General features: G+C 71.9%; 19 protein-coding genes and 2 pseudogenes. 5 read left to right on the top strand and 16 right to left on the bottom strand.

The annotated features are described in order from the left end of the window. Positions 1-22: 22 nt before the first annotated feature. Positions 23-3,565 (bottom strand): ABC transporter ATP-binding protein, encoded by a 3,543-nt coding sequence (locus SNR22_RS05160; protein ID WP_320065274.1) that lies wholly within the window; start codon positions 3,563-3,565, stop codon positions 23-25. Positions 3,566-3,822: 257 nt separating this feature from the next. Continuing rightward, positions 3,823-4,662 (bottom strand): GNAT family N-acetyltransferase, encoded by an 840-nt coding sequence (locus SNR22_RS05155; RefSeq protein WP_320065273.1) that lies wholly within the window; start codon positions 4,660-4,662, stop codon positions 3,823-3,825. A 213-nt stretch (positions 4,663-4,875) separates the two neighbouring features. Between SNR22_RS05155 and SNR22_RS05150 the strand changes: the two genes are divergently transcribed. Next, positions 4,876-5,469: a PadR family transcriptional regulator gene (locus SNR22_RS05150; protein ID WP_320065272.1), complete on the top strand. Its 594-nt coding sequence runs from the start codon at positions 4,876-4,878 to the stop codon at positions 5,467-5,469. 138 nt (positions 5,470-5,607) lie between these two features. Here the strand turns inward: SNR22_RS05150 and ispG are convergent, their stop codons facing one another. From ispG to dxr, 3 genes are read right to left on the bottom strand one after another with little or no spacing between them, the layout of a single operon-like run. Then, positions 5,608-6,780 carry a flavodoxin-dependent (E)-4-hydroxy-3-methylbut-2-enyl-diphosphate synthase gene (gene ispG, locus SNR22_RS05145; protein ID WP_320065271.1) on the bottom strand — a complete coding sequence of 391 codons (1,173 nt, stop codon included), beginning with the start codon at positions 6,778-6,780 and terminating at the stop codon, positions 5,608-5,610. Positions 6,781-6,789: 9 nt separating this feature from the next. Beyond that, a complete protein-coding gene (locus SNR22_RS05140) occupies positions 6,790-8,040 on the bottom strand; it encodes a site-2 protease family protein (protein ID WP_320065270.1) in 1,251 nt (416 codons plus the stop codon). Beyond that, positions 8,040-9,251 (bottom strand): 1-deoxy-D-xylulose-5-phosphate reductoisomerase, encoded by a 1,212-nt coding sequence (gene dxr / locus SNR22_RS05135; RefSeq protein ID WP_320065269.1) that lies wholly within the window; start codon positions 9,249-9,251, stop codon positions 8,040-8,042. Before dxr ends, SNR22_RS05140 begins: the two co-directional genes overlap by 1 nt. 288 nt (positions 9,252-9,539) lie before the next feature. Here dxr and SNR22_RS05130 point away from each other — a divergent pair, with 288 nt between their 5' ends. Continuing rightward, positions 9,540-10,856, top strand: coding sequence for a family 43 glycosylhydrolase (locus SNR22_RS05130; RefSeq protein ID WP_320065268.1), 1,317 nt, complete (start codon positions 9,540-9,542; stop codon positions 10,854-10,856). 56 nt (positions 10,857-10,912) lie between these two features. On the opposite strand, the gene SNR22_RS05125 is transcribed toward SNR22_RS05130, so the two are convergent. Next, positions 10,913-11,095, bottom strand: coding sequence for a DUF397 domain-containing protein (locus SNR22_RS05125; protein WP_320065362.1), 183 nt, complete (start codon positions 11,093-11,095; stop codon positions 10,913-10,915). Positions 11,096-11,099: 4 nt separating this feature from the next. Continuing rightward, positions 11,100-11,459: pseudogene (locus tag SNR22_RS05120) on the bottom strand (Scr1 family TA system antitoxin-like transcriptional regulator); the annotation flags it as partial. Between the two features lie 849 nt (positions 11,460-12,308). Between SNR22_RS05120 and SNR22_RS05115 the strand changes: the two are divergent. After that, on the top strand, positions 12,309-13,907 hold the full coding sequence (locus SNR22_RS05115; protein ID WP_320065267.1) for an NAD(P)/FAD-dependent oxidoreductase: 1,599 nt from the start codon (positions 12,309-12,311) through the stop codon (positions 13,905-13,907). Positions 13,908-13,980: 73 nt separating this feature from the next. Here SNR22_RS05115 and SNR22_RS05110 read toward each other — a convergent pair whose 3' ends face one another. Further along, on the bottom strand, positions 13,981-15,543 hold the full coding sequence (locus tag SNR22_RS05110; protein WP_320065266.1) for a Rieske 2Fe-2S domain-containing protein: 1,563 nt from the start codon (positions 15,541-15,543) through the stop codon (positions 13,981-13,983). Between the two features lie 291 nt (positions 15,544-15,834). Here SNR22_RS05110 and SNR22_RS05105 point away from each other — a divergent pair, with 291 nt between their 5' ends. Next, positions 15,835-16,056 carry a DUF2631 domain-containing protein gene (locus SNR22_RS05105; protein ID WP_320065265.1) on the top strand — a complete coding sequence of 74 codons (222 nt, stop codon included), beginning with the start codon at positions 15,835-15,837 and terminating at the stop codon, positions 16,054-16,056. A gap of 157 nt (positions 16,057-16,213) precedes the next feature. Here the strand turns inward: SNR22_RS05105 and SNR22_RS05100 are convergent, their stop codons facing one another. The 8 genes and pseudogenes from SNR22_RS05100 to SNR22_RS29340 form a co-directional block, all read right to left on the bottom strand. Then, positions 16,214-17,590, bottom strand: a complete 1,377-nt coding sequence (locus tag SNR22_RS05100) for a DivIVA domain-containing protein (protein WP_320065264.1) — start codon at positions 17,588-17,590, stop codon at positions 16,214-16,216. Between the two features lie 31 nt (positions 17,591-17,621). Further along, positions 17,622-18,773, bottom strand: a complete 1,152-nt coding sequence (gene rlmN / locus SNR22_RS05095) for a 23S rRNA (adenine(2503)-C(2))-methyltransferase RlmN (protein WP_320065263.1) — start codon at positions 18,771-18,773, stop codon at positions 17,622-17,624. A 104-nt stretch (positions 18,774-18,877) separates the two neighbouring features. Then, entirely contained in the window at positions 18,878-20,209 is a 1,332-nt protein-coding gene (locus SNR22_RS05090; protein ID WP_320065361.1) for a phosphatidate cytidylyltransferase, read from the bottom strand. A gap of 446 nt (positions 20,210-20,655) precedes the next feature. Next, a complete protein-coding gene (gene frr / locus SNR22_RS05085) occupies positions 20,656-21,213 on the bottom strand; it encodes a ribosome recycling factor (protein ID WP_320065262.1) in 558 nt (185 codons plus the stop codon). Between the two features lie 74 nt (positions 21,214-21,287). Further along, the gene (gene pyrH / locus SNR22_RS05080) at positions 21,288-22,055 is read right to left on the bottom strand and encodes a UMP kinase (protein ID WP_320065261.1); all 768 of its coding nucleotides are present in this window, start codon (positions 22,053-22,055) and stop codon (positions 21,288-21,290) included. Between the two features lie 160 nt (positions 22,056-22,215). Continuing rightward, positions 22,216-23,043 (bottom strand): translation elongation factor Ts, encoded by an 828-nt coding sequence (tsf, locus tag SNR22_RS05075; RefSeq protein ID WP_320065260.1) that lies wholly within the window; start codon positions 23,041-23,043, stop codon positions 22,216-22,218. 132 nt (positions 23,044-23,175) lie between these two features. Beyond that, on the bottom strand, positions 23,176-24,075 hold the full coding sequence (gene rpsB, locus SNR22_RS05070; RefSeq protein ID WP_320065259.1) for a 30S ribosomal protein S2: 900 nt from the start codon (positions 24,073-24,075) through the stop codon (positions 23,176-23,178). Positions 24,076-24,277: 202 nt separating this feature from the next. Then, positions 24,278-24,808: pseudogene (locus SNR22_RS29340) on the bottom strand (hypothetical protein); the annotation flags it as partial. Positions 24,809-25,800: 992 nt separating this feature from the next. Here SNR22_RS29340 and SNR22_RS05060 point away from each other — a divergent pair. Next, positions 25,801-26,160, top strand: a complete 360-nt coding sequence (locus tag SNR22_RS05060; protein ID WP_320065258.1) for a YraN family protein — start codon at positions 25,801-25,803, stop codon at positions 26,158-26,160. Positions 26,161-26,172: the final 12 nt, after the last annotated feature.

Raw genomic sequence — 26,172 nt, 5'->3', positions numbered from 1 at the left:
CGCCGAGGAGGGAAGGGCCCGGTCAGCCCGCCAGGTGGCCCCAGTCGTCCTCCAGGTCGCGCCAGGCCCCCCGGGCCGCCACCGTCCCGCCGATCAGCACCAGCACCTGGTCGGCCCGGACCAGCGCGGCCCGCTTCGACGTCGAGCCGACCACCGTCGCGCCGTGCTCCCGCAGCGCCGCCCACAGCTCCAGCTCGGTGGTGACGTCCAGCGCCGAGGAGACATCGTCGGCGACCAGCAGTTCGGTACGCGGGGCCAGCGCCCGGGCCAGCGCCAGCCGTTGGAGCTGCCCGCCGGAGAGCCGGGTCCCCTTGTGCCCGATGAGCAACCCGAGCCCGCCCCCGGCGGCGGCCAGGTCGGGTGTCAACTGGGCGGTCGACACCGCTGCCGCGGCGTCCACGTCGTGGCCGAGCGCGACGTTGTCGGCAACCGTGCCGGAGAGCACCCGGGGCAGCTGGCCGACGTAGCCGACCTGCCCCGGCCGGAGGAACAGCTCCGGTGTGGTGACCGGCTCGGCGTTCCAGCGCAGCGTCCCGGTGTGGTGCACGATCCCGGCCAGGGCGCGCAGCAGCGACGACTTGCCGGAGCCGACCGGCCCGACGACGAGCACGAGTTGACCGCGTTCGACGGTCAGGTCGACGTCGCGGACGGCGTGCGTCCCGTCGGTGTGCAGCGCGCCGAAGCCGACGAGTTCCAGCCGGCGCAGCGGTCGCCGGGGCAGCGGCTCCGGCGCGGGCGCGGTCCCGGCGACCAGGTCGACCCCGTCCACCGGCGCCGAGTACGCCCCGACCCCCGTCATCGCCACCGTGCGGCGCGTCCACACCCGTGCGGACGGCAACTGGGAGACCAGGGACGCCGTGGTCCAGGCGAACCAGCGGGCCGCGCCGAGCGTGGAGACCGCGACCAGGGTGGCCCCGGCGGAAAGCCCGCCGCTCAGGTAGAGCGCCCAGGCCCCGATCGGCAGCAGGCCACTGACCAGGGCCGGCGTCGACCGGGCCCAGACCTGCACGGAGACCTCCCGACGCTGGCGCTCGCTGCGGATGACGTCGAGGCCGGCGAGGTGGCCCAGCACCGGCCGGGTGGCGCCGGCCAGCTTCACCGTGCGGGCCGCCGACAGCGACGACACCAGGGCGGTGGCGAACGCCGCCCGCGCCGCGACGGTGTCCCGGGCCGACCGTTCCAGGCGCGGCCCGAACAGCGACGCCGCCAGCCCGGAGACGACCATCGTCCCGACGAAGAACGCGGCCGGGACGAGGCTGCCGGAGACCACGGTCATGGTGACCACCATGAGCAGGGCGATGCCCTGGTCGAGGAGGTTGTCGGCGAGGATCACCACCCGTTCCGTGTCGCCGCCCTGGGCGACCACCTCGGCCGGGGTGTGCTTGCTGATCCGGCGCGGGCCGGTCTGCCCGTGCACCAGCCGCAGGCTGATCCGCAGCATCTGACGGGTCCACCAGTTGGGGAACCAGATGCTGGTCAGGTACGGAACCGGCGCGGCCACCAGCAGGGCGGTCACGATACCTACCGCCGGCCACCAGGGCCCGCCGGAGGAGTCGACCAGATCCGCCCAGAGCCAGGGCAGCACGGAGCCGTCGAGGGCGAGCAGCCCCCCGAACCCGAACAGCACGATCGCGACCACGCCGTACCGGGGATCGTTCATGGTCAGGCGGATGATCTCCCGCATCGTCCGTACCTGCGGCGTCGGCGGCAGCGGGGGCGGCGCGACCTTCGTCCGCGCCTCGTTGACCGGAGCGGCCGAAGTCGCCACGCCACCCGGGCCGGCCGGGGTCGCCGCGGTGGCGCCACGCGCACCGACCCGCGGGGGCGGCGGTGGGTCGGTCAGCACGGCGGTGCCGCCGGCACGCCCGGCCACCCCCGCCTCGGCGTACGCGGAGGCGTGACTGACGGCCAGCAGCTCGGCGAACCGTTCCGAGGAACGCAGTGGCCCCGCCTCGACCACCGCCCCGTCGGCCAGCACCACCACCTCGTCACAGCGCCGGACCGAGGAGAGCCGGTGGGCGATGACGATGCCGATCCGGTCGGCGAGCAACCGGTCGGTGGCCCGTTGCACCAGCGTCTCGGTGACCGGGTCCAACCGGGCGGTGGCCTCGTCGAGAATCACCACGTGCGGGTCGCGGACCAGGATCCGGGCGAACGCGACGAGCTGCTCCTGCCCGGCCGACAGTACGTGCCCGCCCTCGCCGAGCCGGGTGTGCAGGCCGTCGGGCAGCTCGGCAATCCAACCGGCCAGCCCCAGCTCGTGCAGCGCCCGGGCGGCACCGTCGAGCAGGTCCGGGTCGAACAGCGCGACGTTCTCGGCGAGGGTGCCGGCCAGGATCTCGGTGCGCTGCGGCACCACGGCGATCCACCGGCGCAGCCGCTCCACGTCCAGGTCGAGCAGGTCCAGCCCGCCGAGGAAGACGGTGCCGCGCGGCAGGTCCACCGCCCGGGTGAGCACCTTGGTGAGGGTGGACTTGCCGGACCCGGTCCGCCCCACCAGGGCGTACGACCGGCCCCGGGTGAAGGTGAGCGACACGTCCCGCAACGCCGCCGCGCGGCCGTCGTCCGCCTCGCCCGCCGGGTACCGGAAGGTGAGGCCGCGCAGGGCCAGGTCGCCGTCGACGGGTTCCCGGCCACCGGTCGGCTCCTGGCGGGCGTCCTGCAACAGTTGCACCCGCCCCCACGCGCCGAGCGCGTACTGCAACTCGGGCACCATCCGGCTGATGTGCTCGACGGTCGCACCGAAGGCCAACACGAGCAGCCACACAGCGGTGAGACGGGCCGCGTCGATCCGGCCGGTGGCCAGCGCCCACGCCCCGCCGAGCACCACCCCGATGATGCCGACCCGGATGACGCCGGCACCGACCGTGGTGACCTGCGCGGACATCCGCCAGACCCGCTGTCCCCGGGCCAGCACCTCGGCGGCCCGCCGGGCATACAACCGCAGCACGTACGGCCGGGCGAGGCTGGTACGCACGTCGTCCTGGCCGTGCACGGCCTCCTCCATGACGGCTGCGAGGTCCGTCCAGGCCTCCTCCTCGGCCATCCGGGCCGGAGCGATCCGCCGGGTCGGCCGGCGCAGCACGACCGCGAGCAGCGCGGTCAGGACGAGCATGCTCACCCCCGCCGGCCACCAGACCGCCAGGGCGACAACCGTGGAGAGCAGACCGGTGGCGGACATCTGCGCGATCCGTACGCCGTGCCCGCGCACCTCGGAGGCCACCTGGTAGACGTCCCCGTCGATGCGGTCCAGCAGCTCGCCGACGGGGGTGCCGTCCAGGGTGGGCAGGTCCTGGCCGAGTGCCACCCGGCACAGCCGGCGCCGGACGTCGGCGGACCAGTCGGCGGTCACCCCGGCCATCAGCAGTCCGATGACGAGGTCGGTGACGACGGCGGCGCAGAGCGCGACGGCGAGGACGACGAAGAGCGTCTCCGAGCGGTGTACCAGCACCGGGCCGGCGAGCGCGGCCGCAGCCGCCTGACCGCAGGCGCCGAGGACGATCAGCACGGCGACGATCCTCATCCGGCGTGCCGAGGTGGCCCACAGGTCACGGAACAGGCGCATGTCAATTTCTCCGGACTCGGGGCGGTGGCGGTGGCCGGTGGCGGGGCGGTGGCCGGTGGTGGCGGGGCGGTGGCCGGTGGTGGCGGGGCGGTGGCCGGTGGCCGGTGGTGGCGGGTCGCGGGTGGCGGGTGTGGTTCCACCCTGCGCGATCCGGCTGGGCCCTTCAACGCATTTACCTGCGGCGCGACCTTGCAGCGCCCGCCCCACCGGTCAGCTCCGCACAGCCGCCGGTCAGCTTTGCGCGGCCCGGGCGGAGTCTAGAAGAGGATGGTGGCGAGGGTGCCGACGGGACGGAACCCACAGCGCTCATAGACGCGTCGGGCGGGCAGGTTGAAGTCGTTGACGTACAGGCTGACCGTCGGGGCGACCCGCAGCAGCGCGTCCCGGGTCACCGCCGCCATCGCCGCCGTGGCGATGCCCCGCCCACGCCACTCCGGGGCCACCCAGACCCCCTGGACCTGCGCGGTACGTCGGGTCACCACCGCCAGTTCCGCCTTGAACACCACCTGGCCGTCGACGAATCGGGCGTACGCCCGCCCGGCCCGGACGAGGTCGGTGACCCGGCGCCGGTAGCCGCGCCCGCCGTCCTCGGCCAGCGGTGAGACGCCGACCTCCTCGGTGTACATGGCCACGGCCGCCGGGAAGAGCTGGTCGACCTCGTGGCCGCGCACGAGCCGCACGTCGGGGTCGACCACCACCGGCGGCAACGCGTCGGCGGCCAGCAACGGCTGGTCGGGCCGGACGTCCCGGGCCGGCCCCCACTGCCCGCAGAGCCGGTCCCAGAGGGGGAGCACCGCATCGGCCCGTCCGACGATGGACGAGCAGAGCCGCTCCTCGGCGGCGAGCAGGTCGGCGTAGGCGGCGATGGCGTGCTCCGAGGCGAGCACGGGAGTGAGGTTGCCGCCGAGCCAGCAGATCGACTCCAGGCTGCGCCGCGGGCCGTACCCCAGGATGCGCCCCTCGGCCCGCCACCAGGCCAGCCCGCGCGCGGCGATCCGCTCGGCGACCTGCGCGCCCGCGAACGGGTCGAGATCAAGCAGCCGCTCGACCGCGCGCCGCTCCGATTCCCCCACTTGACGTACCGGCACCGTCAGCACGCTTACCAGCCTGCCAGATCCCCCCACCGCCCCGCCGGCCGGTCACCGAACCCCACCCGCCCCGTTGATCATGAAGTTATCGCCATCCCGGTCGGCGTGTCGCGACATTAACTTCATGATCAACGGGGCGGGTGGCTGGCCGGGGGTTGTCGGCGATGGGTTGGCGATATATCGTTGATGCATCAGCGATATAAGCGATGAGGGGGAAGGTTGATGGGTTTCCACCGACGGATGCATGTGCACGAGGCGCGGATGCGGGGCTTTGGGTTTCCGCCGGGGCCCCCTGGGCCACCGTTTCCGCCCGGCCTGCACGGGCACGGGGGCGGGGGCGGGCGGGGCGGTCACCGGGGACGTGGGCGGGGACGCCGGCCCAACGTCCGGGCCGCCGTGCTGGCGCTGCTCAAGGAGCGGCCGATGCACGGGTACGAGATGATTCAGGAGATCGACTCCCGCACCGGCGGGGCCTGGCGGCCAAGCCCCGGGTCGATCTACCCGACTCTCCAACTCCTGGAGGACGAGGGCGTCGTCGTCGCGGCGACCCAGGAGGCCGGCGGCGGCCGGAAGCGGTTCACCGTCACCGAGGCGGGCCACGCCGAGGCCGACTCGGCGGCTCAGGCCCCGCCGTGGAGCGAGTTCGCCGAGGACACGGTCAACAGCTGGCACGACATCCGCGACGCCGGCAACCAGGCGATGCAGGCGCTCCGTCAGGTGATGATGACCGGCACCGACGACCAGCGGGAACGCGCCGCCCAAGTGCTGGCCGAAACCCGACGCAAGCTCTACGCCATCCTTGCCGAACCCGAATAACCCCACCCCGGGCCCCACACGAACGCCAAATTCAGAGAAAGAGTGGCCATTCCACCTGGAATGGCCACTCTTTCTCTGAATTTGCGCGGTGTCCCCGGGTGGGGGTGGGCGCGCGGTGTCCCCGGGTGGGGGGGTGGGTTAGTGGATCGTTACGGTGGGGCCGGGGAGGAGGTCGCGGAGGTCTTCGGGGAGGTCTGCGCCCATCTCGTCGGCGATCCGCAGGGCCTCCTCGATCAGCGTCTCGACGATCTGCGCCTCCGGGACGGTCTTGACGACCTTGCCCTTGACGAAGATCTGTCCCTTGCCGTTGCCGGAGGCGACGCCGAGGTCGGCCTCGCGGGCCTCGCCCGGGCCGTTGACCACGCAGCCCATGACGGCCACCCGCAGCGGCACCGGCAGCCCTTCCAGACCGGCGGTGACCTCCTCGGCCAGCTTGTAGACGTCGACCTGGGCCCGGCCGCAGGACGGGCAGGAGACGATCTCCAGGCCCCGCTCGCGCAGCCCCAGCGACTCCAGGATCTGGTTGCCGACCTTGATCTCCTCCACCGGCGGGGCCGACAACGAGACCCGGATCGTGTCGCCGATCCCCTCGGCCAGCAGCGCGCCGAAGGCAACCGCCGACTTGATGGTGCCCTGGAATGCCGGGCCGGCCTCGGTCACGCCGAGGTGCAGCGGGTAGTCGCACCGCTCGGCGAGCTGCCGGTACGCCCGGATCATCACCACCGGGTCGTTGTGCTTGACCGAGATCTTGATGTCCCGGAAGCCGTGCTCCTCGAAGAGCGAGCACTCCCACAGCGCCGACTCGACCAGCGCCTCGGCGGTGGCCTTGCCGTACTTGGCGAGCAGCCGCTTGTCCAGCGAGCCGGCGTTCACGCCGATGCGGATCGGCACGTGCGCGTCGCCGGCCGCCCGGGCGATCTCCTTGACCTTGTCGTCGAACTGCCGGATGTTGCCCGGGTTCACCCGCACGGCGGCGCAACCGGCGTCGATCGCCGCGAAGACGTACTTCGGCTGGAAGTGGATGTCGGCGATGACCGGGATCTGCGACTTGCGGGCGATCGCCGGCAGCGCCTCCACGTCGTCCTGCGAGGGCACCGCCACCCGGACGATCTGGCAGCCGGACGCGGTCAGCTCGGCGATCTGCTGGAGGGTGGCGTTGACGTCGGAGGTGAGGGTGGTGGTCATCGACTGCACCGACACGGGCGCACCCCCACCGACCGGCACCGAGCCGACCATGATCTGGCGGCTGAGCCGGCGCGGGGCGAGCGCGGGGGGCGGCGCGACGGGCATACCGAGACTGACTGCGGTCACTTCAGGCACTCACCTTGAGAAGAGCGTGATGGGGTTGACCACGTCCGCGGTGATGGTCAGCAGCGTGAACACGCCACCGATCAGAATCACCGCGTACGTGAGGGGCATGAGTTTGAGGTAGTCGACGTGGCCCGGGTCCGGCTTGCCGAAGCGGGCGAAGATCCAGGACCGGGCCCGCTCGAACCAGGCGATCGCGATGTGCCCGCCGTCGAGGGGGAGCAACGGCAGCAGGTTGAACACGCCGATGAAGAAGTTCAGCGAGATGAAGAGCATGAAGAAGATCAGCCAGGCGTTGTTCTCCACGGCCTCGCCGCCGAGCCGGCTCGCGCCGACCACGCTGATCGGGGTGTCCATGTCCCGCTCGCCGCCGGTGATCGCCGTCCAGAGGGCGGGCACCTTCTGCGGGATGCGCTTCATCGCCTCGTACGTGCCGACGGCCATGTCGCCGGTGAACCGGGCGGTCCCGCCGAGCGCGGAGACCGGCCCGTAATCGACCCGGGTCGGGGTGCTGAACCGCAGGCCGATGCCGAGCGCGGAGACCGGGGCGACCTTGCCCTCCGGGTTGTCCAGCGGGGGGCGCTGGGTCTGGGCGAGCACGGTGCTCGTGGTGCCCGGCTGGCCGTCGCGGACGTACCCGATCTCGGCCTTGTCGCCGGGCTTGGTGGCCCGCAGCGCGACCAGCAGGTCGCCGTAGTTGTTGACCGGGGTGCCGTTGAGCGAGGTGATCCGGTCGCCGTCGCGCAGGTTGGCCTGGGCGGCGGGGCTGGCCGGGTCGGCGACCGCGCACTCCCGGATGGTGTTCTCCGGCACCACGCACTTGGCCAGCGCGATCACCGCGGGCTCCTGGCGGGCCTGCGCGTCGGTGGTCGGGAAGTCGGGGTTGGGCAGGCCGGCGGACATGGCGACGATCCAGGTCGCGACCAGGGCCAGCGCGAAGTGGGTGATCGAGCCTGCGGACATCACGATCGTCCGCTTCCAGACCGGGTAGCGCCACATCGCCCGGGGCTCGTCGGCCGGATCGACGTCGTCGTCCTGCGCCGTCATGCCGACGATCTTGCAGAAGCCGCCGAGCGGGATGCCCTTCACGCCGTACTCGGTCTCGCCGCGCTTGACCGACCAGAGGGTGGGGCCGAAGCCGACGAAGTACTTGGTGACCTTCATCCCGAACGCCTTGGCGGTGAGCATGTGCCCCGCCTCGTGCAGGCTGACCGAGATGAGGATGGCCAGGGCGAAGAGCACCACCCCGAGCAGGTACGCCATCAAGCTCCTTCCACTGACGCCACGATGATCTCCTGCGCGTGCGCGCGTGCCCACGACTCGGCGGCGAGCACGTCCTCGACGGTACCTGGTTCGTCGTAATCGGGAGCGTCCTCCACCACCCGACGGAGAGTGTCCACGATGCCGAGGAACGGCAGCCGGCCGGCGAGGAACGCCGCGACGCACTCTTCATTGGCCGCGTTGTAGATCGCCGGGCGGCAGCGCCCGGCCTCCCCGGCCGCCTTGGCCAGCGCCACGGCGGGGAACGCCTCGTCGTCCAGCGGGGCGAACTCCCAGGTGTGGGCGGTCGTCCAGTCCACTGCGGCGGCGGCGGCGGGCACCCGGTCCGGCCAGCCGAGGCCGAGCGCGATGGGCAGCCGCATGTCCGGGGGGCTCGCCTGGGCGATCGTCGAACCGTCGACGAACTCGACCATCGAGTGGATCACCGACTGGGGGTGCACCATGACGGCGATGTCGGCGTACGGCACGTCGAACAGTTCGTGCGCCTCGATCACCTCCAGCGCCTTGTTGACCATGGTGGCGGAGTTGATCGTGACGACCGGCCCCATGCTCCAGGTCGGGTGGGCGAGCGCCTGATCGGGCGTGACCTGCGTCAGCTCGTCGCGCCGCTTGCCCCGGAACGGGCCGCCGCTGGCGGTGACGATCAGCCGCCGCACCTCGGGGCGCGATCCGGAGCGCAGGCACTGGGCCAGCGCCGAGTGCTCGGAGTCGACCGGCACGATCTGTCCCGGCCGTGTCATGGCGGCCTTCACGAGCGAGCCGCCGGCGACGAGGGACTCCTTGTTGGCCAGGGCGAGGGTACGCCCGGCGCGCAGCGCGGCCAGCGTCGGCGCGAGCCCGAGGGAGCCGACCACGGCGTTGAGCACCACGTCGCAGGGCCACTGCGCCAGCTCGGTCATCGCGTCCGGGCCGGCCACGATCTTGGGCAGCTTGAAGTCGCCGGTGGCCCAGCCGCGCCGGCTCGCCTCCGCGTAGAAGGCGAGCTGGAGGTCCTGCGCGGCGGACGCCTTGGCCACGCCGACGGCGGCGACGCCCAGCTCGAGGGCCTGGGCGGCGAGCAGCGCGACGTTGCCGCCACCGGCACCGAGCGCCACCACCCGGAACCGGTCGGGGTTGCGTCGGACGATGTCGATGGCCTGGGTGCCGACCGAGCCGGTCGACCCGAGCAGGACGAGATCGCGGGGAGTTGTCACCCGCCTATTCTTCCCCAGCCCCACTGAGCGCCCGCTGGGAGCCTCAGCCCTCGGTGGCGGGGTCGTCCGGCGGCGCTTTCCGGGCGTTATGTAGTTCTTCCCATGGGTGGTGAACTCGGTGCGGCCGGCGTCGGTGCAGGTGTCCACCCGGGTGGTCCGGCCGACGGCGTCGGCGTACAGCCGGTAGGAGGCCACTCGGCCAGGTTGATCACGATGGAGTGGTCGCCATCCCCGCATCGGGTTCGCAGGAATCTTCCAGCGCATCGATGAGTATGGTTAAATTTCGCCATGCGTAAAGCTCTCGTCTGGCTGGCGGCCGTGCTGGTCGCCAGCTCACTGCTCGTCAGCCCGGGAGTGGCCCAGGCCGCCACCGCCGCACCATCGCTGGTCATCGCCAGTGACTTCCCCGACCCCGACGTGGTCAAGTTCGGCAGCACCTACTACGCGTACTCGACGAACAACGGCAACGGCAACGTCCCGGTCGCCACGGCCAGTTCGCTGACCGGAGCGTGGACCCGGCGGGCCGACGCGATGCCGACCCTCGGCACCTGGGCCAACGGGGGCCTGACCTGGGCACCCGACGTGTCCCAGCGGGCCGACGGGCGATACCTGCTCTACTACACCGCCCGCAGCCGGGCCACCGGACGGCAGTGCCTCGGCGCCGCGCTGGCCACCTCGCCGCTCGGGCCGTTCGCCTCCGTCGGCACCCAGCCGCTGGTCTGCAACGCCGGCGAGGGCGGCGACATCGACGCGGCCAGCTTCACCGACAGCACCGGGCTGCGGTACCTGCTCTACAAGGACGACGGCAACGCCATCGGCCAGCCGACGAGCCTCTGGCTGCAACGGGTCGCCGCCGACGGCGTCACCCTCCAGGGCAGTCGCGCCGAGTTGCTGCGTAGCGGCCTGGCCGAGGAGGGCGGCATCATCGAGGCGCCCGTACTGACCAAGGTCGGCGCGCAGTACGTGCTCTTCTACTCGCTCGGCGGTTACGGCGGCGACGGCTACCAGACCAGCTACGCCACGTCGGCCTCGCTCACCGGCCCGTACACCAAGGCGTACCGCTCGCTGCTGACCACGGCGTCGCTGGACTCGGCCGTGCGCGGGCCGGGCGGCGCCGACGTGGTCCGCGAGGCGGGCGGCGACCACCTCGTCTTCCACGGTTGGATCAACAACTACTCGGCGCGCGGCATGTACGTGGCGGCGCTGGGCTGGTCCGGCGGGTACCCCGTGGTGCGGGGCAGCCGGGTGCGGTACGAGACCGAGCGCGGCACGCTCAACCACTGCGCGGTCCGCACCGCCCCGAACACGTCGCAGGGGCAGGTCGTGGCGTACATGGACTATGCGGACAGTTGGGTCGAGGTGACGGTCTTCGCGCCCCGGGCGGGTGGCTACCGCGCCAACGTCGCCTACGCCGCCGGGTACGGCGACGCCCAGCACACGTTGACGGTCAACGGCGCCAACCCGAAGGTCGTCACCTACCCCAACACCGGCTGGGACGTCTGGCGGCAGGCGGGCGTCGACGTGACGCTCAACGCGGGCTACAACACGCTGCGGTTCACCTACCTGAGCCGCTGGGCGGAACTCGACTTCGTCGAGGTGGCATAAAGGGTTGCCCCGTCCTCCGGTGCCCCTTGCAGACAGGGGCACCGGAAGACTGTCCGCTACCGGCGGCTGTCGAGGGCTCCCGAGCCGGCCGCCCGGACGAAGCCGGCCCAGGCCGCCAACTCGAAGCTCAGCGCCGGCCCCCGCCGGTCCTTGCTGTCCCGCACACCGACCGCGTCGGCGAACGCCGCCACCTCGACACAATCCCCCTCCCCGCCCGAGCGGGAGGACGCGTGCCACACACCGTCACGCTGCACTGGACATCTCCTTCGCGATCGATCTGATCAACTCACGGGACTCGGCCCCGCTCAGCGCCCGCTCGGCGAGCGAACGCCAGGCTTCCTCGTACGTCTCGGTCTCGTGCGGCTTGTCGAGGTAGACCGCGCCGCACGGCCCGTCCATGTAGATCGTGGTCGGCTCCGGCTCCCGGACGTCCTGCGGGAAGTCGAGCATGGTGAAGGTGCCCGCCTGCGACCAGCGAAAGAGCCCCGCATCGAGCGGCAGCACTAGGACGCTCGCGTTGTGCTGCTCGCCCGCCACCACCAGCGAGTCCAACTGCCGGGCCATCGCCGCCCGGTCCCGCAGCGGTCGGCGCAACACCGCCTGACCAGCGCGAACGCGATGACCTTCGCCGACAAAGGTCAACGATTTGGCAAAGAACGCAGTGTCGCCATGATCACTTGAATTCGCCACCTGTTTCAGGCCGCGTACTTCTCAGCGGATTCGCCGAAGCCTTTTTGACCATACGCAATGGTGAGCAGATCCGGGCGGCACTGACCAAGTTCGTTGCTAGGTGGCGGACCTATGCCGATACGGGGCGGTCGGAGGCGCAGACCTTCCTCAACGAGCTGTTCGAGTGCTACGGGCGCAACCGCAAGGATGCCGGGGCAATCTCGAGGAATCGCACTCCTCCACCGGGATCATGGACCTGCACCTGCCCGGCCTGCTCATCATGGAGATGAAGGCCCAGCAAATGCCCAATCTGCCACATTCAGCCGAATGGGCACTCTTCAGAACTCTCAACAAGGCAATCCCGTGACCCCACCCAGAGCTTGCCGACGGGCGACGGGCCCGATTCTCGGCAGGCCTTGGACACTTCTCGTCCGCAGACGCCGGTAGATGTCCAAGATTCCGCACGGGTTCCGCCGGGCACCAGTGGGCGCGCAGACGGGGCAGCTCCCTAGAGGGCCGCGAAGGGCCACTGCCCGCTTCGCCGTCGGTGGTGTCAGGCGTCGGCCTGGTCCGGGCCAGGCCGGTCCGGGTGACGGATCCGCGGGACTCTCCCGGCCCGAGCGGGACCGGGCGACGGCCTCCCGCCGAGGGCCGCGCGGCACTAGGCTGCCCGAGCATGAGCGAGCGCAGCGGTGACGGCCGCGCGGCACTAGGCTGCCCGAGCATGAGCGAGCGCAGCGGTGACGGCCGCACGAGCGAGGCGAGTGCAACGGTGATGGCCGGATGAGCGAGGCGAGCGAGCTGCCGAACCGGGCCGATGTGGTGATCGTCGGCGCCGGGCACAACGGGCTGGTGTCCGCGATCCTGCTGGCCCGCGCCGGGCTGGACGTGCTGGTGCTGGAGGCCGCCGACGTGATCGGCGGGGCGACCCGCACCGAGAACCCGTTCCCGAAGGTGCCGGGGCTGCGCCACTCCACCGGGTCGTACCTGCTCGGGCTGATGCCGCCGGAGCTGCTCGCCACGCTCGACGTGCGCATCCCGGTGCTGCGCCGCGACCCGCACTACTTCCTGCCCACCCCGGGCGGCCTCGGCTCGCCGTACCTGCTGATGGGCAGCGACCACGCGGCGACCCGGCGGCAGCTCACGGAGTTCTTCTCCCCCGCCGACGTGGCCGCCGACGACGCCATGCAGGCCGAACTGGCGGCCCTGCGCGAGGACCTGGCTCCGGCCTGGCTGGCCGAGCCGATGCCGGTGGAGGAGACCGCGCAGCGGCACGTCCGGCCGGCGCTGCGACAGGTCTTCGTCGACCTGGTGCGCGGCTCGGTCGCCGACCACCTGGCCCGCTTCGACTTCCGCTCCGAGCTGCTGGTCAGCATGTACGCGGTCACCGACGGCCTGTCCGGCCTGAACGCCGGCCCGGACGACCCCGGGACCGGGCACAACTTCCTCGTACACAACATGTGCCGGCTGCCCGGCGCCGACGGCACCTGGATGATCGCCGAGGGCGGCATGGGCACCGTCTCCCGCACCTTCGCCGAGGCCGCCCGTGCCGCCGGGGCACGCATCCTGACCGGTGCGCCGGTCGCCGCGATCACCCTCGACGACGGCGCGGCCGACGGGGTGATCCTCGCCGACGGCCGGCACGTCGCCGCGCCGGTGGTGCTCGGGGCCTGCGACCCGTACCGGCTGATCGACCTGCTGCCCGATGGCGCGCTCCCGGTGCCGCTGGCCCAGCGGATGGCGGCCGTCCGCCGCCCCGGCACCACCCTCAAGCTCAACCTGGCGCTGACCGGGCTGCCCCGCTTCTCCTGCCTGCCCGAGGGCACGCCCAGCCCGTTCGGCTCCACCATCCACCTGCTGCCCGGCTCGGCGTCGCTGGTCGACGGCGGGGGCGAGCCACCGATGGCCGCGCTGCGCGCCATGTGGGCCGACGTCCAGGCCGGGCGGCTGCCCGACGAGCCGACCATCGAGTGGTACCTGCACACCACCGTCGACCCGTCGCTCTCCGACGCCGCCGGTCACCACTCCTCGGCGCTGTTCGTCCAGTCGGTCCCCTACGAGCTGGCCGGCACCACCTGGGACGCCGCCCTGCCCGGCTACGTCGCGCGCCTGGTCGAGATCTGCGAGCGGTACGCCCCCGGCACCGGCGACCTGATCGCCGACGCCGTCCCGCTCCCCCCGCCCGGCATCGAGGCCCACTTCGGCATCACCGGCGGCCACATCCACCACGTCGACAACACGGTCTCGTTCACCGACCGGATGCCGTACGCCACCGGGATCGACGGCGTCTACGCCGGCAGCGCCGGCTGCCACCCGGCCGGCAGCGTCATCGGCGCCGCCGGCCACAACGCCGCCCGCCGCATCCTGGCCGATCTGGGGTAAGGAAGGGCACCTTGTTGACCCGCCCGCGCACTCGTCGGGAAGTGACGCGGGCGCGGGCCCGGGGAGGCGTCGGTCAGGGGGTCGGGGTGTCGGCGGTGGCGCGGTGGGCACGGACCTTGTGGCCGACGCTGGTCAGGCAGCGACCGCTGGGCAGGTCGAACTTCCAACCGTGCAGCTGACAGGTGAGCTGGTCGCCCTCGACGATGCCGAACCGGGTCAGGTCCGCCTTCAGGTGCGGGCAGCGCCGCTGCACCACCCAGTCGCCGAGGGTGACGTCCTCGGCGTCGGTGGACCGCTCGTGCTCGTCGTACCAGCCCTCGGCGTACTGGAGGCGCTCGGTGGACAGGCACTTGAAGAAGGCGTAGACGAACTCGTTGTACTGGCCGATCCGGGCGGCGGAGAAGCGGCAGGACAGGAAGAGCGAGTTGACCCAGTCCACCTCGTCGATGTGCAACAGGTGCTCGATCAGCGCCCGCTCCATCCGGAACCGGTACCGGACCTTCTCCTCCGCGTACGGGCGCACCTCCTTGCCCGGGAAGTCCACCACGATCGACTCGACGCTCACCCCGTCGTAGCCCACCAGGTCGAAGCGGACCGGACCGCCGACGCCCTTGGCAAGGTAGACCGACTCATCCAGCAGCGGCTCGATCCGGCGCTTCATGCCGGCCAGCACGTCGATCTCGGGGTGCCGCCAGGATGCCTTCTCCGCCTCGATGATCGGGCGCTTACGCTCCCGCATCTCCTCGAGGTGGGCAAGCTTGTTCGCGAAGAACTCCTCCACCGGCTGCGGGTGGGTGGTGCTCGCGCCAGACGTGGACACCTCGGCCACGCTGCCGGGCAGCAGCACGATCCCGTTGGTGCCGCCGACCTTCGCGTACTCCGAGAGGAAGACCGACTGGTCGGGGAAGATGTTGCCCTCGTCGCCGTGGATGTCGTTGAACTGCCACAGCGTGTCGTCGAGGAAGCACGGCGGCCCGGCGATCGGGAAGACGTGGTCGGCCTTCAGGTCGTCGATGTAGCGCCAGGTGCGGTCGAACTGCCGCTCCCGCTTCTGCTTGCCGAACGCCGTCTTCGCCGCCTGCGGCAGCTCGTAGACCATCGGGTACCAGATCGCGCCGGAGAACTGGAGCAGGTGCGCGTGCACGTGGCCCAGCTCGGTGAAGACGGTCAGGTCGGTCGGGCGGGCGTCGTTCTGGTTGAGCAGCCGGACCCCGTCGTGCTCCACCCAGAGCGACGAGTCGCCGATCGGGCCGTCGGTCGGGCTGGTCAGCGCCTGAATCATGATCTTGAGGCCGCCATCGAGCTCGACGACCTGCTCGTTCGGCGCCCGGAGGAACTTCGTGAAGCCCAGCGCCCGCAGCTCGTCCTCCATCTCCGAGGTGGGAAACTCGGGGAGCAGGACGGTGGCGTCCTTGGAGACGAAGTCGCGCAGGTGCGCCGCGTCGAAGTGATCCCGATGCAGGTGCGACACGTACAGGTAGTCGACCTGCCCCAGGGTCTCCCAGTCGAGCAGCGAATTGTCAGGGAACGGGAACCAGGAGGCGAAGTAGGCCGGATTTACCCACGGGTCGCACAGGATGCTGCCCGCGGCCGTGTCGATCCGCATGCTGGCATGCCCCGTACCGGTCACTCGCACCGCAGTCCCCCTCAAAAAGACAATCAAGGTGTACGCCAGAACGCTACCGGAGGCAGTCTGGTCGGCGACCCGCGACGCCGGTAGTGCCCTGCGACCCAGGCCGTCCGGCCCCCCGGGCCGGCTTGTCCCGCCCCGCGCCCGAGGCCGTCCGGCCCCCCCGGGCCGGCTTGTCCCGCCCTGCGGACCAGCCGCGGCGCTTCCGGGCGGGGGAACGGAAACCCCCACCGGGCGTGGCCAGGCGCGGGGCGTGCCAGACTAACCGGAGATCCGATCGCGAGGGAAGGACCGACAGTGGCAGGAAGCGAGCCAGTGACGTCGCCAGATCAGCACAAGCCCGGGCACCGGAAGGCGGGGCAGATCGGCGCGGTGCTCTCCGCGCTGGCGATGCTGGCGATGCTGTTTGGCAACCACGATGGCAGGGTCGAGGACATCTGGCTGGTCGGCTTGGCCGTGCTGCTGCTGGCCATCGTCGTCGGCGACGCGGTGCTGCGGCGCAACGGCCTGCGTTCCTGACCCCGAGCGGCGACACCGCCGACCCAGCACGCACCGAGGGCCCGTCACCCCGCTGAGCAGGGGACGGGCCCTCGTCGTACGCGCGTCGACGGCGGGCGCGGGCCACCGCTCCGGACGTGTCCGGCCGCCGGCCGTCGGCCGGTGTGGCGGGCGCGGGTCAGCGGCCGAAGAGGATGTCCTGGACGTCCTTCAGCGCGGCGTCGACCTCCGCCTCGAAGTAGCCGCCCGGCACCAGGCCGAACCGCAGGGTGTCCAGCTCCTTCGGGTTCACCGGCATCGGGCCGCGGCCGGACATACCGCCGAGGATGCCCTCGAAGAGCCGGTCGACCTGGTCCGGGTCGTACCCGCTGCCGAACCGCCGCGCCTGGAAGCTGCGCCGAATCTGGTCCACGCGGTGGAGGTCGCTGCCGGGCGGCCCGGCCATCGGCGGCCCGGCCATCGGCGGCGGGCCGGCGACCGGCGGAGGCCCACCCATCGGCGGGCCTCCGTGCGGCTGCTGCGGCAGGGCCGGCGCGCCGGCCGGGCCACGACCGCGCAGCTCACGCAGGTCCCGCTCGGGCATCCGGATCTCGGCGGTCATGTCGGCCCGACCATGCCGGCCCGCCTCGAAGCCGTCGAACCGGCCGTCCGGGCCGTAGCTTCCCTGCCCGGCGGGCAGGCCGCGCGGCGGGGGGCCTGCGTGACCCCTGCCGGGACCAGGACCCATGCCGGAACCCGGACCAGGGCCCATGCCGGGACCGGGACCTGGACCGTGACCGGAACCGGGACCCATACCAGCACCGGGACCTGGACCGTGACCGGAACCGGGGCCCATTCCAGCACCGGGACCGGGACCCGGGCCAGGACCCATACCCGGGCCGGGGCCAGCACCAGGACCCATGCCAGGACCGGGGCCGGCACCAGGACCGGGGCCCATCGGGCCGCCTCCCGGGCCGGCGGATCCACGCGGGGTGTCGTATCCGCCGCGCGGCGGGTCGTAGCCCCCGGCGGCGAAGGCGCCGCTCGGCTCGTCGTAACGGCCGTAGCGGTCGGCGGGCGGACCGGCCTGCGCGGGCATCGGTCGGGGCGGCATGGGGGCAGGTCCCCGGTCGTCACGCATCGGAACCGGACCACGATCGTCACGCATCGGGACCGCGCCACGATCGTCACGCATGGGGACCGCGCCACGATCGTCACGCATGGGAGGACTCATCCGGTCGGGCAGGGCGAGCCGGTCGGGCGGGGCCATCCGGTTCGGCGTGCCGAGCCGGTCGGACATCCCGGAGTCGCTGCCGCGACCGACCACGCCGCCGCGCTCCTCCATCTCGGCGAGCTGCCGCTCGACCCGGTCGAGGTGCAGATCGACCTGCCACTCGTCGTAGCCGTTGAAACGGACCCGGAAGACGACGTCGTGGACCTCCTGGGAGGCCACGGGCGCGCCGACCGGCTGACCGTCGAGCGTCGCCTCGACCCGGTCCAGGAAGGCGTCCACCTCGTCGACCTTGTAGCCCCGGCGGAGCGCCTTACGCCGGAAACGCTGACCCTGACTCGCCACTATGTCTCCTGGTCTCGTTCGCTACGCCCGGTCACGCCGTCGCCTCCTGCGGCGCGTCGGTGTCCCTGTCCTCGGAAGCGGCGAGCTGCCCGCAGGCGCCGTCGATCTCGCGCCCCCGGGTGTCTCGCACCGTCGTCGAGATCCCGGCCCCGCGCAGGCGTCGGACGAACTCCCGCTCGACCGGCTTGGGGCTCGCGTCCCACCGACTGCCCGGGGTCGGGTTGAGCGGGATGAGGTTGACGTGGGCCAGCTTCCCCGCCAGCAACCGGCCGAGGAGGTCGGCCCGCCACGGCTGGTCGTTCACATCCTTGATCATCGCGTACTCGATGGACAGCCGGCGCCCCGTGCGCGCCACGTAGTCCCACGCTGCGTCCAGCACCTCGGCCACCTTCCAACGCTGGTTGACCGGCACGAGTTCGTCGCGCAGATCATCATCGGGCGCGTGCAGGGACAGCGCAAGGGTGACCGAGAGGTCTTCGCTGGTCAGCCGGCGGATCGCCGGGACCAGGCCGACCGTGGAGAGGGTGATGTGCCGCTGGGACAGGCCGAGCCCCTCCGGGGCGGGTGCGACCAGCCGGCGGATCGCCGCGATCACCCGTGAGTAGTTGGCCAACGGCTCGCCCATCCCCATGAACACCACGTGGGACAGCCGGGGCGGGGAGCCGGCGACCGCGCCGGAGGCGGCCACGCCAGCCAGGTAGACCGCCTGGTCGACGATCTCGGCCGTGGAAAGGTTCCGGGTCAGCCCGGCCTGGCCGGTCGCGCAGAACGGGCACGCCATGCCGCAGCCGGCCTGGCTGGAGATGCAGACGGTGACCCGGTCCGGGTATCCCATCAGCACGCTCTCCACCAGCGCGCCATCGTGCAGCCGCCAGAGCGCCTTGCGGGTGGCACCGTCGTCGCAGGCCAGCTCGCGGACCGGGGTGAGCAGGGTGGGCAGCAGCTCCCCCGCCAGCTTCTCCCGGGTCGCCGCGGGCAGGTCGGTCATCCGCGCAGGGTCGCGGACCAGCCGGCCGAAGTAGTGGGTGGAAATCTGCTTCGCGCGGAACGCCGGCTCACCCAGCTCGGTTACCAGCGCCTGCCTGCCGGACAGGTCGAGGTCGGCGAGGTGGCGGGGCGGCATGGCCGCGCGGCGTGCGGCGGGGGCGTTCGGGGCGACGGGAATCAACGGAAGGCTCGTCATGACACTCCCAGTCTCCCACGCCGAACGGACGAGACGCCTGGCCGGAGGTGCCGAATCGGCCCCGACCGGGCGGTCGGCACGGGGTGACCGGCGTGATTCATTCCTCAGCCCACCACCGGCACGAACACGGCCAACAGCAGGTACGCGGTCGGCACCGCGAAGAGAATCGAGTCGAGGCGGTCCATCAGGCCACCATGCCCGGGCAGCAGGTTGCTCATGTCCTTCACGCCGAGGTCCCGCTTGATCATGGACTCGGCCAGGTCGCCGAGGACCCCCGCGCAGGAGACCGCCACGCCGAACAACGCTCCCCACCAGGGGGCCACGTCGAACAGCAACCAGATCAACACGGCGCTGCCGACCGCCGCCGCGGCGACCGAGCCGGCGAAGCCCTCCCAGGACTTCTTCGGACTGATCGAGGGGGCCATCGGGCGCTTGCCGAAGTTGACCCCGGCCGCGTACCCGCCGGTGTCGGAGAGCACCACCGCGACCAGGGTGACCATCACCCGCAGGTGCCCGTCGCCGGGTGCCGCGGCGAGCATCGCCGCGAAGCCGGCGAGGAAGGGCACGTACACGGCGATCAGGGTGGCCGCCGTCAGGTCGCGCTGGTAGTTGCCCGGACCATCGCCCAGCCGCCAGATCATCGTACCGAGCACGGTGACCAGCAGGCCGAGGGTGAGCGCGTCCGGACCGGCGAACCACGCCAGCCCGATCATGAGCACACCGCCGGTGATCAGCGGCACCAGCGGCGGGTGGGCCCCGCTGCGGCGGACCGCCCGGGACATCTCCCAGGTCCCGATCGCCACTGCGGCGGCGAGCACGAACAGGAAGGCGGGCAGGAAGAAGAAAAGTGGCACCAGGACGGCCGCGCCGAGGACGAGGCCGACGCCGATCGCGGCGGGCAGGTTGCGGCCGGCTCGGCTCGGCTTGCCCTGCTGTGTGGCGGGGCGGTCCGCGCTGGCCCGCCGTCGCCCGGGCTGCCGCCAACTCCGGGACGGCCCAGACTCCGGCTCAACGCCGAACACCGCCGGTGCGGGCTCCTCCAGCCGGTACGGGGAACCACCCGACTCACGCCCGGCGGGAACGTCGGCTCCGGTGGCGGGGGACCCGGTGTCGATCTGGTCCTCGTCGCCCCGGCTCAGGGCCCCGGCGGAATGGACCGGCCCGTTGTCGCCGGGTAGCGGGCGGGTCCCGTACGGGTCGGTGACGTCCGCGTCGAATGCCTCCGGCCGGCGTGCCGGCTGGAACGGTTCGGTCCGGGGGTCGGGCGCGAGCGCGTCGGACCCGGCAGGTGCGTAGGTGTCGGGCGCGGCGGGCGCGGCGCTGCGAGCAAGCTGGCCCGGTTCGAGGTCACGCTCGGGCCAGGGAAGCGCGGCCGGGGCGTCCGGCCGGTCCCGGCCTCGGGGCTCGGCGCTGCGGTAGGGGTCGAGGTGGGACATCACGCACCGAGCGGACGCGGTACGGGGTTCACCACATGACGTACGACCAAGACCATCCCCTACAGCGACTGTTCCGTCCGGTTGACCGGCCTAACGGCCGGTTGATTCCGCCCGTTCACCACGTGGTGGCCGGAATCGTGCCGAGCCTACTGCACCAGCCGCCCCGGCAGGGCAGACGAGGGCCACCCGCGCCGACCGACGCAGTGTGCGATGAGATTCCCACCCCGGCGGTGCTTGCGTACGGTGAGCTTCCCAACCCGGCGGGGCTTGCGCGGTGAGCTTCCCAACCCGGCGGTGGGGCGCTCGCCCCGGCAGCGGCCCGCAACGACGGAGGCCCGCAACGACGGAGGCCCGCAACGACGGAGGCACCGGTGTGCCGCCGCCCGACGGCGACGGCACACCGGTGCCTCGACAGGTCACCCGCCCGGCCCGGGGCCGGCAGCAGCTCAGACCTCCAGGAGCTCGCTCTCCTTGTGTTTGATCAGCTCGTCGACGCTGGCGACGAACTTCTGGGTCAGGTCGTCGAGGTCCTTCTCGGCGCGGCGGCCGTCGTCCTCGCCGACCTCGCCGTCCTTGACGAGCCGGTCCAGCTCCTCTTTGCCCTTGCGGCGGATGTTGCGGATGGCCACCTTGGCCTCCTCACCCTTGTGCCGGGCCACCTTGATCATCTCGCGGCGGCGCTCCTCGGTCATCTGCGGGATGAGGATGCGGAGCTGGGTGCCCTCGTTGTTCGGGTTGAGGCCCAGGTCGGAGTCGCGGATCGCCCGCTCCATGGCGCCGATCTGCGAGTTGTCGTACGGCTTGATGATCACCATGCGCGCCTCGGGCACCCCGACAGACGCCATCTGGGGCAGCGGCGTCGGGGTGCCGTAGTAGTCGATGATGACCTTGGAGAACATGGCGGCGTTGGCGCGACCGGTCCGGATGGCGCCGAACTCCTCCTTGGCGTGCTCGATCGCACGCTCCATCTTGTCCTCGGCCTCGAGGAGGGTGTCGTCGATCACCGGTCTCCTTGCCTCCTTCTTGTGCTCGTCGTGGGCTGTGCTGTCGTGTCGGAGGACCGACGTTCGCCGGCCGCTCAGGCGGTGATCAGGGTGCCGATCTTGTCGCCACCCACCGCACGGATGATCGTGTCTCCACCCTGCGCGCCGAAGACCAGCATCGGCAGGCCGTTCTCCATACACAGGCTGAACGCCGCGGCGTCGGCCACCCGCAGGTTGCGGCGTAGCACCTCGGAGAAGGTGATCGAGTCGAACTTGCTGGCGGTCGGATCGATCCGGGGGTCGGCGGAGTAGACGCCGTCAACGCCGTTCTTGCTCATCAGCACCACGTCGGCGCGGATCTCCAGCGCGCGCTGGGCGGCCACGGTGTCGGTGGAGAAGTACGGCATGCCCGCGCCGGCCCCGAAGATGACCACGCGACCCTTTTCCAGGTGCCGGATGGCGCGCAACGGGATGTAGGGCTCGGCGACCTGTGCCATCGTGATGGCGCTCTGCACCCGGGTCTCGATGCCCTCCTTCTCCAGGAAATCCTGGAGGGCGAGGCAGTTCATCACGGTGCCCAGCATGCCCATGTAGTCGGCGCGGGCCCGGTCCATGCCCCGCTTCTGCAGCTCCGCGCCGCGGAAGAAGTTACCGCCGCCGACCACCACGGAGACCTGCACTCCGCGGCGGACCACGGTGGCGATCTGCCGGGCGATGGCCTGCACGACGTCCGGGTCGACGCCGATCGCCCCGCCGCCGAAGACCTCGCCGGAGAGCTTCAGCACCACCCGGCGGGCCCGGCCCGGTGGTGGGGCAGTCGGATCATCCGCCGCCAGGCTCCGGTCACTCACAAGCTGCGTCATCCGCCCCGCCCTCCCCCGCGCGCACCCCGCGTGCGCCGGTTACCGCGTACCTGCCGTCGCTGACCCTATGCGACAAGGAGGCCGCGGTGCCTGTCACGTACACCAGCGGCCTCCTCGTCGATGTTCCCTGCCCGCGGGCGCGTCACGCCCGACCGGCGGCTCAGGCCTGGCCGACCTCGAACCGCAGGAAGCGGGTCACCTCGATGCCGGCATCGGCCAGCAGCTGCTTCACGGTCTTCTTGTTGTCGGCGACCGACGCCTGCTCGACCAGGACGTAGTCCTTGAAGAAGGCGTTGACCCGACCGTCGATGATCTTCGGCAGTGCCGCTGCGGGCTTGTTCTCCTCGCGGGCGGTCTGCTCGGCGATACGCCGCTCGGACTCGACGACGTCGGCCGGCACCTCGTCACGGGTGACGTACTTCGGGCGCATCGCGGCGATCTGCATAGCCACGCCACGGGCGTCGGCGTCCCCAGCCTCGTCGGTCTTGCCGGCGTACTCCACCAGCACGCCAACGGCCGGCGGCAGGTCCTGGCTCTTGCGGTGCAGGTAGACCGCGACGGTGCCGTCCAGCTTGGCGAAGCGGTTGAGCACCAGCTTCTCGCCGATCTTGGCGGACTGCTCCTGGATCAGTTCGGCGACCGGCTTACCGTCGATGCTGCTGGCGAGCAGCTCCTCGGCGGTGTTCGCGCCGCTGGCCTCGCCGTGCTCGACGAGCTGCTGGGCCAGCACGATGAAGGCGTCGTTCTTCGCGACGAAGTCGGTCTCGCAGTTGAGTTCCAGCAGCGCCTTGCCCGAGTGCGCGACCAGGCCGTTGGCGGCCGTCCGGCCGGCACGCTTGCCGACGTCCTTGGCACCCTTGACGCGCAGGATCTCGATGGCCTTGTCGAAGTCGCCCTCGGCCTCGGTCAGCGCCTTCTTGGAGTCCATCATGCCGGCGCCGGTGAGGTCGCGGAGCTTCTTGACGTCCGCGGCGGTGAAGTTGGACATGACTCTCTCTTCGGTGTTGAGACAGCGGTGGGATGTTCTGGGTGCCGGTTACCCGGATCAGAGCCGGATGTGCCCGGCGTACCGCCGCTCCCCGCCGCCCGGTTTCCCGGATGGCGGGGAGCGGCGGTGCGGTCACTCCGCGGCGACAGCCGCCGGCTGCTCGGCGGGCTTCTCGGCGGCGGGCTGCTCAGCAACGGGCTGCTCAGCCGGCTGGGCGGCGGCCTGCGCCGGCTGCTCGTCGGCCTTCTTCGGCTCGAGCAGCTCGCGCTCCCACTCGGTCAGCGGCTCGTCGGCGCCGACCTGACCCGGCTCGGGCTTCTCGTCGCCGCCCCGGCGACGGCCGGAACGGGCGATCAGGCCGTCGGCGACGGCGGCGGCCACGACCCTGGTCAGCAGCTCGGCCGAACGGATCGCGTCGTCGTTGCCCGGGATCGGGAAGTCGACCTCGTCCGGGTCGCAGTTGGTGTCGAGCACCGCGATCACCGGGATGCCCAGCTTGCGGGCCTCGTCGACGGCGATGTGCTCCTTCTTGGTGTCGACGATCCAGACCGCGGCCGGCAGCTTCTGCATGTCCCGCAGACCACCCAGCGTGCGGGTGAGCTTGATCTTCTCGCGGGAGAGCTGCAGGGTCTCCTTCTTGGTGTAGCCGGCGGTGGTGCCGCTCAGGTCACCCAGCGCCTCCAGCTCCTTCATTCGCTGGAGCCGCTTGTACACCGTCTGGAAGTTGGTCAACATGCCGCCGAGCCAGCGGTGGTTGACGAACGGCTGGCCGACCCGGGTCGCCTGCTCGGCGATGGCCTCCTGCGCCTGCTTCTTGGTGCCGACGAAGAGGATGCTGCCGCCCTCGGCGACGGTGTTACGGATGAACTGGTACGCCGTCTCGATGTACTCGAGGGTCTGGCGCAGGTCGATGATGTAGATACCGTTGCGCTCGGTGAAGATGAAGCGCTTCATCTTCGGGTTCCAGCGCCGGGTCTGGTGCCCGAAGTGGACACCGCTCTCCAGCAGCTGACGCATGGTCACGACGGCCATGGTGGGTACTCCTTGTGATCCCTGGTTGTGCCGCCCGGCCGGCGGCCGGGCGTCCTGGCGCCCGGTCGCCGACCATGGTGGGCCCGATCAAGATCAGGACCAGGGAGGCCGCCGCCCCACGACGAGGTGGGGAGGGCGCGCGAGGTCGACCGCCTGAGGCGGTCGCCAGTTGCCCAGTGTACGCCCCTGCCTCGCCCCCCAGTCAGCGGGCGGCGAGGGCGGCGGCGACGAAGAGCACCAGGCCGACTGTCAGGTACGCCGTCGGCGGACGGAGCCAGCCCCGGCCCCCTTCGGCGAGCGCGAGACCGCCGGTGCGCAGCCCGTAGAGCCCCACTCCGAAGATCGGCAGGCCGCCGACCAGGAAGATGCCCACCACGACGTCGGCGGCGGACAGTGGGTCGCCGAGCACCCCGTGCCGCAGCACCCGCAGCGCCGGAATCTCGAAGAGCAGCACCAGCAGCGCGATCAGCACCGCCAGCGCCGGGCGGCGGGTCCGGTAGACACCGTCGGACGGCGGCGGGCCCGGGCGGCGCAGCCCGTCCTGGAGGTACGCCGGGTCGAGTCCGGGCGGGGGCAGTTCCGGACGGGCGGTCACCGGGGTCATGGGCCCGGTCGGCATCTCCAGCGGGTGCGACGGCCCGGCTGCCGGCCCCGGCTCGGCCCCGTGCCCCGGCTCGCCGGTGGGGCCGAGATCCGCGCCCCGACTCTCCTCGCCAGAGCGGCCCGGTTCGTTGTGGAGACGGCTGGGATCGGTGAAACCGCTGGGATCATTGAGACTGCTGGGATCGCTGAGTCGGCTCGACTCGCTGCGACCGCCGGGGTTGTTGAGCAGATTGGGGTCGCCCGCACGGCCGGGACCGATGATCGGGTATCCGCCGAGCTGCGCGGGACGGGCCGGCTCCGACCTGAGCCCGGCCGCGTCGGCCCCGAGCGGGTCGCTCCCGAACCGGTCCGCATCGCGGGGCGTGTCCCGAGGGGCCGCCTCGTGCGGGGCGGCGGAGACGGGCACGGGGCGCTGGCCGACGGTCAGGGGGAACTCGACGGCGCGCTCGCCGGAGGGCAGCGGGAACGTGACGGAACGCTGACTCGCCGGCAGCGGGGCGTCGTGCGCCCGCTCCCCGGCGGCCAGGCCAGCCTCAGTCGCCCGGGCCGCCCGACGCGCCTCCCGTTCCGCCGCAAGTTCGTCCGCCGACACCCCGAACGAGCCGGTGTCGCCCCGCCGGGACCGCCCCGGGCGGTAACTGTCGGTGTCGGTGTCGGAGCGCCCGAAGGCATCGTCCGCACCGTGTCGTCCGCTCTCGCCGTACCGGCTCACGGGCGGGTCGGTCAGCTCGTCGTAACGGCGCTCACCGGTCTCCCCGCGCTGGTCCGGGACGCGGAGCTCATCCGCCCGGTAGCGGTCGTCGTCCGGCGAGCGCCAGTCCGACTCGCCGTACCCGGTCTCACCGGGATACCAGCGTGACTCCTGATCATCGGGAAAGCTCCGTCGTGCGTTCACGACGGGCACCGTATGTGACAGCCGCACCCGCGCGCCATCCGGACGAACGGTTTCTCGGCGCCGACGTCGGTAGATCCTGGTCGGTGGCCGGTGGCCGGCTCGGACGCAGTGACCGCCGGTCAGCGACCCATAGCACACCGGGGGCATGATCGTCCGGCTGTCCACAGCGACCCCCGTCGTCCACAGGCTGCCCCGGACGGGGCACCCGGGCGGGCATGGTGCGGCACATGACGAAGCGGAACCAGGCGGTCGGCGCGTACGGGGAACGATGCGCCGTCCGACACCTCATCGGGGCGGGGCTGCGCCCGATCGCCCGCAACTGGCGCTGCCCGGCCGGCGAGATCGACATCATCGCCTGGGACGGCCCGGTGCTCGCCTTCTGCGAGGTGAAGACCCGGCGCACGGCCAACTTCGGCACCCCGGCCGAGGCGGTCGTGCCAGCGAAGGCGCGGCGGCTGCGGGGGTTGGCCGCCCGCTGGCTCGCCGAGACCGGCACCAGCGCCGACGAGGTGCGGTTCGACGTGCTCGCCGTCGAACTGCCCGGCGCCGGCGCGTCCCGGGTGGAACACCTCAAGGGTGCGTTCTGAGATGGGCGGCCG

The organism is Micromonospora sp. RTGN7, assembly GCF_033804645.1.
GTDB lineage: Bacteria > Actinomycetota > Actinomycetes > Mycobacteriales > Micromonosporaceae > Micromonospora.
The sequence above is the reverse complement of the archived record's forward strand: the minus strand, read 5'-3'. Positions and strand labels throughout refer to the sequence as shown.

Coding starts and splice junctions, on each gene's coding strand:
- SNR22_RS05160 (WP_320065274.1), bottom strand. CDS start 3,565: ATGCGCCTGTTCCGTGACCTGTGGGCCACCTCGGCACGCCGGATGAGG.
- SNR22_RS05150 (WP_320065272.1), top strand. CDS start 4,876: ATGGGTTTCCACCGACGGATGCATGTGCACGAGGCGCGGATGCGGGGC.
- SNR22_RS05140 (WP_320065270.1), bottom strand. CDS start 8,040: ATGGCGTACCTGCTCGGGGTGGTGCTCTTCGCCCTGGCCATCCTCATC.
- SNR22_RS05130 (WP_320065268.1), top strand. CDS start 9,540: ATGCGTAAAGCTCTCGTCTGGCTGGCGGCCGTGCTGGTCGCCAGCTCA.
- SNR22_RS05115 (WP_320065267.1), top strand. CDS start 12,309: ATGAGCGAGGCGAGCGAGCTGCCGAACCGGGCCGATGTGGTGATCGTC.
- rlmN (WP_320065263.1), bottom strand. CDS start 18,773: ATGACGAGCCTTCCGTTGATTCCCGTCGCCCCGAACGCCCCCGCCGCA.
- SNR22_RS05090 (WP_320065361.1), bottom strand. CDS start 20,209: ATGTCCCACCTCGACCCCTACCGCAGCGCCGAGCCCCGAGGCCGGGAC.
- pyrH (WP_320065261.1), bottom strand. CDS start 22,055: ATGACGCAGCTTGTGAGTGACCGGAGCCTGGCGGCGGATGATCCGACT.
- tsf (WP_320065260.1), bottom strand. CDS start 23,043: ATGTCCAACTTCACCGCCGCGGACGTCAAGAAGCTCCGCGACCTCACC.
- rpsB (WP_320065259.1), bottom strand. CDS start 24,075: ATGGCCGTCGTGACCATGCGTCAGCTGCTGGAGAGCGGTGTCCACTTC.
- SNR22_RS05060 (WP_320065258.1), top strand. CDS start 25,801: ATGACGAAGCGGAACCAGGCGGTCGGCGCGTACGGGGAACGATGCGCC.